Origin of the sequence: Streptomyces sp. H27-H5 (assembly GCF_026627505.1) — a bacterium.
In the GTDB taxonomy this organism is placed as follows: Bacteria; Actinomycetota; Actinomycetes; order Streptomycetales; family Streptomycetaceae; genus Streptomyces.
In genome coordinates this window covers 23,457-33,383 of the sequence record NZ_JAPNLK010000087.1, presented here as the reverse complement: position 1 = coordinate 33,383, position 9,927 = coordinate 23,457, and the positions used below count along the sequence as shown (strand labels likewise).

The following is a 9,927-nucleotide window of genomic DNA, read 5'->3' as shown; positions in this document are numbered from 1 at the left end:
CGACCAGAAAGAACCTCGGAGAACCCGCCACCGGGACGGCCACCCGGGATACCGGCCTGCCCGAATCCGGAAACCCACCACAAAAGCAATCACACCGCGTGATCAAAGATCACGCGGTGGATCGAGGTTGAGAGGTGCACGCCGGGTTCGGCGAGCGGCACGGAGAAACGGAACGATGGCAACACCGTCACCGCGCTCCGTGCCGACTCAACCCGGGCCACATCAGCCTTTGGGCGGGTCCTGTAGTCCTCAAGGCGGAGACGGGATCCGGCTCCTGGTCTGACGATCCGCGCGGCACGCACCACTAACGTCGAGCCTGTGACTGTCATCGCGACCGAAAGCCTGAGCAAGCGGTACCCCCGAGTGACCGCCCTCGACCGGCTCTCCCTGGACATCGGGCCCGGCGTTACCGGGCTCGTGGGCGCCAACGGAGCCGGCAAGTCCACGCTGATCAAGATTCTGCTGGGACTGTCCCCCGCCACCGAGGGCCGTGCCGCCGTGCTCGGACTCGACGTCTCCACGCATGGCAGCGCCATCCGTGAGCGTGTCGGCTACATGCCCGAGCACGACTGCCTGCCCCCCGACGTCTCGGCCACCGAGTTCGTCGTGCACATGGCGCGCATGTCCGGGCTGCCCCCGACCGCCGCCCGCGAACGGACCGCCGACACCCTGCGCCACGTGGGTCTGTACGAGGAGCGCTACCGCCCCATCGGCGGCTACTCCACGGGCATGAAGCAGCGGGTCAAGCTGGCCCAGGCGCTCGTCCACGACCCCCAGCTGGTGCTGCTCGACGAGCCCACCAACGGCCTGGACCCGGTCGGTCGCGACGAGATGCTCGGCCTGATCCGCCGTATCCACACCGACTTCGGGATCTCTGTCCTGGTCACCTCGCACCTTCTCGGAGAGCTGGAGCGGACCTGCGACCACGTCGTGGTCGTCGACGGCGGCAAGCTCCTGCGCTCCAGCTCCACCAGCGAGTTCATGCAGAGCACCACGACCCTGGCGGTCGAGGTCACCGATTCCGACACCCACCCGGACGGCACCGCCGCGCTGCGCAAGGCGCTCACCGAGGCGGGCATCACCCTGCACGTGGGCGAGGAGCAGGGCCTGCCGGGCGCAGGCCACGTCCTCCTCGTCGAGGCGACGGGCGAGGAGACGTACGACACGGTCCGCGACACCGTCGCCGACCTGGGGATCGGCCTGGTCCGCATGGAGCAGCGCCGCCACCACATCGCGGAGGTCTTCCGCGACAACGACCCGTCCGCGCCGCACGCCCCGCAGGCGCGGCCCACCCAGCAGAAGGGAGCCGGTTCCGATGGCGCCTGACACCTCGACCCAGATCCACAACATCGGCTACCGGTCCTACGACGGCCCCCGGCTCGGCCGTGCCTACGCGCGCAAGTCGCTGTTCTCGCAGTCGCTGCGCGGCGCGTACGGCCTCGGTCGCTCGGCCAAGTCCAAAGTGCTGCCGATGATCCTCTTCGCGGTGATGTGCGTTCCCGCGCTGATCATCGTCGCGGTGGCCATCGCGGTGCCCGGCTCCACCGACCTGCCGATCAAGTACACGACGTACGCCCTGACCACCCAGGTGATCATCGGCCTGTACCTCGCCTCCCAGGCCCCGCAGTCGGTCTCCCGGGACCTGCGCTTCAAGACGGTGCCGCTGTACTTCTCGCGGCCCATCGAGCGCGTGGACTACGTCGTGGCCAAGTTCGCGGCCATGGCCTCGGCCCTGTTCATCCTCACCGCGACCCCGCTGCTGATCATGTACATCGGCTCGCTGCTCGCGAAGTTCGACTTCGGGGACCAGACCGAGGGCTTCGGGCAGGGGCTGGCCTCCGTACTGCTCCTGTCGCTGCTTTTCGCCGGCCTCGGCCTGGTCATGGCCGCGCTGACGCCGCGTCGCGGGTTCGGCGTCGCCGCCATCATCGCCGTGCTCTTGATCCCGTACGGAGCCGTGACCGCCGTACAGGGCATCGCGTACAACACCGGCTCCACCGGCGCCATCGACTGGCTGGGCCTGTTCTCCCCGATCACCCTGATCGACGGCATCCAGACCGCCTTCCTCAACGGCACCTCCGCCTTCCCCGGCGGCGAGGGCCCCACGGCCGGCATTGGCTTCGTCTACCTGCTCGTCGCCCTCGGGCTCATCGCCGGCTCCTACGCCGCACTGATGGCCCGCTACCGGAAGGCCGGGCTGTGACCATCATCGACATCGACCACACCTCCCGCTGGTTCGGGAACGTCGTCGCCGTCAACGACGTGACCATGCGCATCGGTCCGGGTGTCACCGGCCTCCTCGGTCCCAACGGTGCGGGCAAGTCCACGCTCATCAACATGATGGGCGGCTTCCTGGCCCCCTCCACCGGCACGGTCACCCTGGACGGGACGCCGATCTGGCGCAACGAGCAGGTCTACAAGCAGATCGGCGTCGTGCCCGAGCGCGAGGCCATGTACGACTTCCTCACCGGCCGCGAGTTCGTCGTCGCCAACGCCGAACTCCACGGACTCGACGACGCGGCCGCCCAGCGGGCCCTGGCCACCGTCGAGATGGAGTACGCCCAGGACCGCAAGATCGCCACGTACTCCAAGGGCATGCGCCAGCGCGTGAAGATGGCCTCCGCCCTCGTCCACGACCCGTCGGTGCTGCTCCTCGACGAGCCGTTCAACGGCATGGACCCGCGTCAGCGCATGCAGCTCATGGACCTGCTGAGGCGCATGGGCGACGAGGGACGCACCGTGCTCTTCTCCTCCCACATCCTGGAGGAGGTCGAACAGCTCGCCTCCCACATCGAGGTGGTCGTGGCCGGCCGGCACGCGGCTTCCGGTGACTTCCGCAAGATCCGTCGCCTGATGACGGACCGTCCGCACCGCTACCTGATCCGTTCCTCCGACGACCGGGCCCTTGCCGCGGCCCTGATCGCCGACCCGTCCACCGCCGGTATCGAGGTCGACCTGAAGGAAGGCGTCCTGCGCGTCCAGGCCGTCGACTTCGGGCGCTTCACCGAGCTGCTGCCGCGGGTCGCCCGCGAGCACGGCATCCGGCTGCTGACGGTCTCGCCCTCCGACGAGTCCCTCGAGTCGGTCTTCTCCTACCTCGTCGCGGCCTGAAGGAGCTGGCACCCATGTACAACCCCACCGTCGCCCGGCTCACCTACCGGGCCCTGCTCGGCCGCCGCCGCGCGCTGATCCTCTTCGCGCTGCCCGCCCTGCTGATCGTCCTCAGCATCGCCGTCCGTGCCTTCACGGGCCTGGACGACAAGGTCGCCGCCGATCTGCTCGGCGGATTCGCCCTCGCCACGATGGTCCCGCTGATCGGCGTCATCGCCGGCACCGGCGCCATCGGTCCCGAGATCGACGACGGCTCGATCGTCTACCTGCTCTCCAAGCCGGTGAAGCGGCCGACGATCATCATGACCAAGCTGATCGTCGCGATCGCGGTCACGATGGTGTTCTCCGCGATCCCCACCCTGATCGCGGGCTTCATCCTCAACGGCAACGGCCAACAGATCGCCGTCGCCTACACCGTGGCCGCCCTCGTCGCCTCGATCGCCTACAGCGCGCTGTTCCTGCTGCTGGGCACCGTCAGCCGGCACGCCGTCGTCTTCGGTCTCGTCTACGCCCTGATCTGGGAGTCCCTCTTCGGCAGCCTGGTCTCCGGGGCGAAGACCCTGAGCGTCCAGCAGTGGTCCCTGGCCTTGGCCGAGAAGGTCGCCGGCGAGGGATACGTCGACGCCACCGTGGGCCTGCCCACCGCCTCGGTACTGCTCGTCGCGGTCACCGTCGGAGCCACCGTCTACGCGGGCCAGAAGCTGCGTCGCCTCACCCTCGCGGGCGAGGAGTAGGACCGGCCGGCAGCGCCGTCACACCCGTGCCCCGCCCGGCCCACCGGCCGGGCGGGGCACAGCTTCGCGGGTCATCATCGGTGCATGATGCCGCACGCCGAGCCCGAGCCTTCCAGGCCGCTGTGGTCCTGGATACGCTCCTCGCCCGGCACGCACATCTGGCTGTTGATCATCGCCGTCACCAGTGTGGTCGTGGTGATCGCTCCCGATCACCTGGACCACGTCCTGCTGCACCGCAACAGCAGCAACATCCACGAGCTCACCCGGCACCCCATTCGAGCCCTGCTCTCCAGCGCGTTCTGGATCGAGAACCCGGCCTCGCTCGCCCTGTACGCGGCGCTCTTCGAGCTCTTCCACGCTCCCGTCGAACGCTGGCTCGGCACCCTGCGGTGGCTCGCGATCATCGCGACCGCCCACATCACCGCCACCCTGGTCAGCCAGAAACTGGTGCTGATGGCCATCCAGGACCACCGGGCCCCGCGCAGCATGGTCCACGTCGTCGACATCGGCGTCAGCTACGGACTGGCCGCGGCCGCCGGAGTCCTGACCTACCGGCTGCCCGCCCCCTGGAGGTGGCTCTACCTCGCGGGAGTCGTCGCCTTCTTCGGCATCCCCCTCCTCGGCGGCGGAACCTTCACCGACCTCGGACACGCCATCGCGCTGGCCGTAGGCCTGCTGGCCTGGCCGCTGACCCGGCATCCACAACCCACCCATGTTTCACGTGAAACATGAGCCGATGAAGGAGCCGGGGTCCCGAGGCAACGCCTGGGTGAGCCACGTCGTACGCGAGCCCCTGCCGCGCTGCTCACGATCCGACGAGCGGCTCCCGACAGCGCCGTCGGACCCGCGACCGGCGCACGGAAAATGACTGGTAAGGGGCGTGTGGCCGGGGCAGAGTGAGTGGTGCGGGGAGCAACAAGAAGGTCCGGGACAGCCACTTCGAGCGCGCCTCGCGGCGCGGGCTGCTCCCGGACCTTTCTCCTCTTCGCGTGCTTCGGGCCCTGCGGTCAGGCCGCGCCCAACAGACGTTCCAGCACCACCGCGATGCCGTCCTCCTGGTTGGAGGTCGTCACCTCGTCGGCCACGGCCTTGAGCTCCGGGTGGGCATTGGCCATCGCCACACCGTGCGCCGACCACCCGAACATCGGGATGTCGTTGGGCATGTCGCCGAAGGCGATCGTCTCCGCCGCCTTCACCCCCAGCCGGCGCGCGGCCAGCGACAGGCCGGTCGCCTTGCTCAGACCCAGGGGCAGGATCTCCACCACGCCCGGACCCGCCATCACGATGTCCACCAGGCTGCCCACGGTCGCCCGGGCCGCCTTGACGAGCTCGTCGTCGCCGAGCCCCGGGTGCTGGATGTACAGCTTGTTCAGCGGCGCGGTCCAGATGGCCGCGGTGTCCTCCAGGTACAGGGCCGGCAGCCCTTCCTGGACCTGGTAGCCGGGCCCGAACAGGACCTCGCCGTCCACCCCGTCCCGGCTGGCGGCGACCGCCAGCGGCCCGAGCTCCGCCTCTATCTTCGACAGCGCCAGACCGGCCAGCTGGCGGTCCAGCGTCACCGAGGTCAGGAGTCGGTGCGCCCCCGCGTCGTACACCTGGGCGCCCTGTCCGCACACGGCGATCCCCTTGTAGCCGAGATCGTCGAGCACGTGCCGGGTCCAGGGCACGGCCCGGCCGGTGACGATGATGTGGGCCGCGCCCGCGGCGGTGGCCGCGAGGAGGGCTTCACGGGTGCGCTCCGAGACGGTGTCGTCGTCACGCAGCAGCGTGCCGTCGAGGTCCGTCGCGACGAGCTTGTAGGGGAAGGGGGCCGGGCTCACTTGGCGATCGGCTCCAGGACCTCGCGACCACCCAGGTACGGACGGAGCACCGGGGGGACCCGTACGGAACCGTCGGCCTGCTGGTGGTTCTCCAGGATGGCGACGATCGTGCGCGGGACGGCGCACAGGGTGCCGTTCAGCGTGGAGAGCGGCTGGGTCTTCTTGCCGTCGCGGTAGCGGATCGACAGGCGACGCGCCTGGAAGCCGTCGCAGTTCGAGGCGGAGGTCAGCTCGCGGTACTTGCCCTGGGTCGGGATCCACGCCTCGCAGTCGAACTTGCGCGAGGCGGAGGAGCCCAGGTCACCCGTGGCGACGTCGATCACCTGGAAGGGCAGCTCCAGGCTGGTCAGCCACTGCTTCTCCCATTCGAGGAGCCGCTGGTGCTCGGCCTCGGCCTCCTCCGGCGCGACGTACGAGAACATCTCGACCTTGTCGAACTGGTGGACGCGGAAGATGCCGCGGGTGTCCTTGCCATACGTGCCGGCCTCTCGGCGGAAGCACGGCGAGAAGCCGGCGTACCGCAGGGGCAGCTTGTCGGCCTCGATGATCTCGTCCATGTGGTACGCGGCGAGCGGTACCTCGGAGGTGCCGACGAGGTAGTAGTCGTCCTTCTCCAGGTGGTACACGTTCTCCGCGGCCTGGCCGAGGAAGCCGGTGCCCTCCATGGCGCGCGGACGCACCAGCGCGGGGGTCAGCATCGGGATGAAGCCGGCCTCGGTGGCCTGTGCGATCGACGCGTTGACCAGGGCCAGTTCCAGGAGCGCGCCGACGCCGGTGAGGTAGTAGAAGCGCGAGCCCGACACCTTGGCGCCGCGTTCGACGTCGATGGCACCCAGCGACTCGCCGAGTTCCAGGTGGTCCTTGGCCTCGAAGCCCTCGGCGGCGAAGTCGCGGATGACGCCGTGCGTCTCAAGGACGGTGAAGTCCTCCTCGCCGCCGACGGGGACGTCGCTGTGGACGATGTTCCCGAGCTGGAGGAGGAGCCGCTTGGCCGCCTCGTCCGCCTCGTTCTGCTCGGCTTCGGCCGCCTTGACGTCCTGCTTGAGCTGTTCGGCCTTGGTGAGGAGCTCCGCCCGTTCCTCCGGAGAGGCCTTGGGAATGAGCTTGCCGAGCGACTTCTGTTCGTTGCGCAATTCGTCGAAGCGCATGCCGGAGGACCTGCGGCGCTCGTCGGCGGAGAGCAGTGCGTCGACGAGGCCGACGTCCTCTCCACGAGCGCGCTGCGAGGCGCGGACACGGTCAGGGTCTTCACGGAGCAGCCGGAGGTCAATCACCCCTCCAGGCTACCGGGCTGGGGTTCCCGGCATCACACCGATATCACGCTGCGTGTCGCTATGTCTCAATTGCCGCGAATGTAAAACTGTTGTCCGCCGGCCGGATGCGATCGTTCCCGGAGGGCCGATAAAAGCGGCCCATTCCCTGAAATGGGGCAAACGCCGGGCCATGGGCGGCTCCCGGACCGGCCTGTCAGCCGTTCTTTGTCCACAGGAATTCCTGTGGAAGCGCTCTTATCCACAGGCTGTGCGCCGCATCTGTGGAAACGCGAAGAGTTCCTTCGCGACCGGCGGTCCAGCGGGGCTAGTCAGGGTTCAAACCGGGTCTTCGAATTTAAGCGGGGAGGGCCTCGCGCCGGGCCCGTCTCGTGGTTGCGGTGAGTGACCGCAACCTCTGATTCTCGCGGTTGTGGTAGCCGAAGGCGCATCGGGCGTCGAGCTTGATGAGGCGGTTGTTGCCTTCGCTGGCGGCGTTGGTGATTCCGATGGTGACGTAGGCCTCGATGCCGTCCCACCAGGCGTCGATGGTCTCGGCGAGCGTGGCGAGTTCGGGCAGGTGGGCGTGGTCGGCGACGTGGGCGTTGAAGCGGTGGCGGGCGGCGGAGATCGCCGAGCGGTCGGGGTGGGTGCGGGTGTGCTTGGCGGCCAGGCGGAGCAGGTCGCGCAGGAGTTCCTTGGCCTGCCAGCCGGCGAGGATCTGCCGCCCGTAGGTACCCATGTGATCCAACTCTGTTTCCAGAAGGGTGAGTTGTTCGGGGCGGAGGTCTTCCTTGTTGCGGCGCAGGAGCTTGCGGACGGTGTAGACGCCGTCGCCCTTGCGGGCCCGCCGGCCGTGCTGTTTCCAGGTCAAGCGCCGTCGCAGGTCGGCGAGGTGGCGCTGGGCGAGCTGGACGATATGGAAGCAGTCCACGACGACGACCGCGTCGGGCAGGGCCGTGCGGATGGCGGCCCTGAAGGTCGCGCACAGGTCGATCGCGACATGCTTGACGTGCCGTTTCCAGTCCTCGGGCCGGGCGGCGAGCCAGGCTGCGACGGAGGCGGCGTTGCGGCCCTCGACCTGGCCGAACAGGCCGCGCCCGCCGACGGCGTCGACGAAGCCGATGTGCCAGGCATCCGCGATCAGTTCCCACTTGCCGGTGTCCGGGTTCTGTCGCCAGACGGGCTTGCCCCGGCGGGTCTCGTCGATCCCGATCGCCGACGTGCGCGGTGGCGTCGGGGGCAGCACCCGCTGGGCGAAGGCGCGGACGGCCCGCATCACGATGGGCCAGCTGGGGCCCAGGTCACGGCCGGACTGTACGACCGTGCGCCCGCCATCGACCACGGCCTGCCCGCACGCGGTCCGCAACCGCTCCGTCAATCGCATCCGGGCCGGTATCTGCGCGATCTGCTCGGTGAACGTGCCCCGTTCACACCGCTTCTCACGGCACTGCCAGCGCCGCTTGTGCCAGCGGACGGCCACCGCGCTCCCGCCGTGGGCCAGATCACGGGGCCGCGTCACGGTGAGCCCCTTGACCCGGGTGGCGAACGTCCCGCAGGCCGGACAGGCCCGCGCCGCCGGGTCCGTGGTCACCAGATGGACCGTGCGCATCCCGTCCTCGGCCCGGTCCACCCTCACCACCGCGACCCCCTCCAGATCGAACAGCGCCGTCGCGCCGGTATCGTTTCCCACGCCGCCCGCGTCACTTGTAGATCCACTGCCTCAACAACAGTGATCATCCACAAGCGCCGCGGGCGGCTCACACACGGGACCCCCGACTCGACCTCATGCTCACTCTCCGCGACCAACAGTCCGGCCGACGAACGCCCCTCCCCGCTTAAATTCGAAGACCCTTCAAACCACCCTCACACACTCATTCGGGTGGGAATGGCTCGCCCCAACGAGTTGATCTGCGATGCGCGGGTGACGCCGTTCACCTCCCGCTCTCCAGCGCGAAACCCGGGCCACCCGACCGATATGTCGACCTTGTTATGCTGCTCTGTCGACTTGTCCCCAGGTCGCCATCTCGCCCTGTGGATAACTCTGTGGACAGTGGACGAAGACCTACGCGCGGCCGTCGAGGCAGCGCGTCAGCCAATCGGAGGCCGCCGTGAAGTCACCGTCGGAGGTACCGGGGCGCGAGGCCCGTACGTCACCCAGAGCGACACCCGCCCGCGGGTACGAGCCGAGGAAGCGCACCTGCGGACACGTCCGCTTCAGCCCCATCAGCGCCTCGCTGACCCGCCGGTCGGAGATGTGGCCCTCGGCGTCGACCGCGAAGCAGTAGTTGCCGATGCCCGCGCCCGTCGGCCGGGACTGGATCAGCATCAGGTTGACGCCGCGCACGGCGAACTCCTGAAGCAGTTCCAACAGCGCACCGGGGCGGTCGTCGCCGAGCCACAACACCACGGAGGTCTTGTCGGCGCCGGTCGGCGCGGCGGGCCGCGCGGGCCGGCCGACGAGCACGAACCGGGTCTCGGCGTTCTCCGCGTCGTGGATCTCGGTGACCAGAGCCTCCAGCCCGTACGTCGCGGCGGCGAACTCGCCCGCGAAGGCGGCGTCGAACCGGCCCTCCTGCACCAGCCGGGCACCGTCGGCGTTGGACGCGGCCGACTCCCACAGCGCGTCGGGCAGGTTCGCCCGCAGCCAGTTGCGGACCTGCGGCTGGGCCACCGGGTGCCCGGTGACCGTCTTGACGTCCGACAGTTTGGTGCCGGGCCGCACGAGGAGCGCGAACGCGATGGGCAGCAGCACCTCGCGGTAGATCATCAGCGGCTCGCCCGAGGCCAGCTCGTCGAGGGTGGCGGTGACCCCGCCCTCCACCGAGTTCTCGATCGGCACCAGCGCGGCGGCGGCTTCACCGACCCGCACGGCGTCGAGGGCGGCCGGCACGGACACCATCGGGACGAGCTCCCGGGTGGCGGCTTCCGGCAAGGTGCGAAGGGCGGCTTCGGTGAAAGTGCCCTCGGGACCGAGATAGGTGAAACGAGTGGCCGACATGTGATCAGCCT

The 9,927-nt window shown here is 69.2% G+C and carries 9 protein-coding genes; 5 read left to right on the top strand and 4 right to left on the bottom strand.

Annotated features, from left to right (window positions below):
• Positions 1-318: 318 nt before the first annotated feature.
• From OTB19_RS32625 to OTB19_RS32605, 5 genes are all read left to right on the top strand, one after another.
• Positions 319-1,326: an ABC transporter ATP-binding protein gene (locus tag OTB19_RS32625; RefSeq protein ID WP_267802300.1), complete on the top strand. Its 1,008-nt coding sequence runs from the start codon at positions 319-321 to the stop codon at positions 1,324-1,326.
• Complete coding sequence (locus OTB19_RS32620) at positions 1,316-2,203, top strand: ABC transporter permease subunit (RefSeq protein ID WP_267802299.1); 888 nt, start codon at positions 1,316-1,318, stop codon at positions 2,201-2,203. The genes OTB19_RS32625 and OTB19_RS32620 overlap by 11 nt, the downstream gene beginning before the upstream one ends.
• The gene (locus OTB19_RS32615) at positions 2,200-3,111 is read left to right on the top strand and encodes an ABC transporter ATP-binding protein (protein ID WP_267802298.1); all 912 of its coding nucleotides are present in this window, start codon (positions 2,200-2,202) and stop codon (positions 3,109-3,111) included. The genes OTB19_RS32620 and OTB19_RS32615 overlap by 4 nt, the downstream gene beginning before the upstream one ends.
• Positions 3,112-3,125: 14 nt before the next feature.
• Complete coding sequence (locus tag OTB19_RS32610) at positions 3,126-3,845, top strand: ABC transporter permease (RefSeq protein WP_267802297.1); 720 nt, start codon at positions 3,126-3,128, stop codon at positions 3,843-3,845.
• An 84-nt stretch (positions 3,846-3,929) separates the two neighbouring features.
• The gene (locus OTB19_RS32605) at positions 3,930-4,577 is read left to right on the top strand and encodes a rhomboid-like protein (protein WP_267802296.1); all 648 of its coding nucleotides are present in this window, start codon (positions 3,930-3,932) and stop codon (positions 4,575-4,577) included.
• 275 nt (positions 4,578-4,852) lie between these two features.
• On the opposite strand, the gene OTB19_RS32600 is transcribed toward OTB19_RS32605, so the two are convergent.
• The 4 genes from OTB19_RS32600 to pheA form a co-directional block, all read right to left on the bottom strand.
• Entirely contained in the window at positions 4,853-5,665 is an 813-nt protein-coding gene (locus OTB19_RS32600) for an HAD family hydrolase (protein ID WP_267802295.1), read from the bottom strand.
• Positions 5,662-6,939, bottom strand: a complete 1,278-nt coding sequence (gene serS, locus OTB19_RS32595) for a serine--tRNA ligase (protein WP_267802294.1) — start codon at positions 6,937-6,939, stop codon at positions 5,662-5,664. The genes OTB19_RS32600 and serS overlap by 4 nt, the downstream gene beginning before the upstream one ends.
• Before the next feature lie 334 nt (positions 6,940-7,273).
• Positions 7,274-8,608, bottom strand: a complete 1,335-nt coding sequence (locus OTB19_RS32590; RefSeq protein ID WP_267802293.1) for an ISL3 family transposase — start codon at positions 8,606-8,608, stop codon at positions 7,274-7,276.
• Positions 8,609-8,980: 372 nt separating this feature from the next.
• Positions 8,981-9,916, bottom strand: a complete 936-nt coding sequence (gene pheA / locus OTB19_RS32585) for a prephenate dehydratase (protein ID WP_267802292.1) — start codon at positions 9,914-9,916, stop codon at positions 8,981-8,983.
• Positions 9,917-9,927 lie beyond the last annotated feature (11 nt).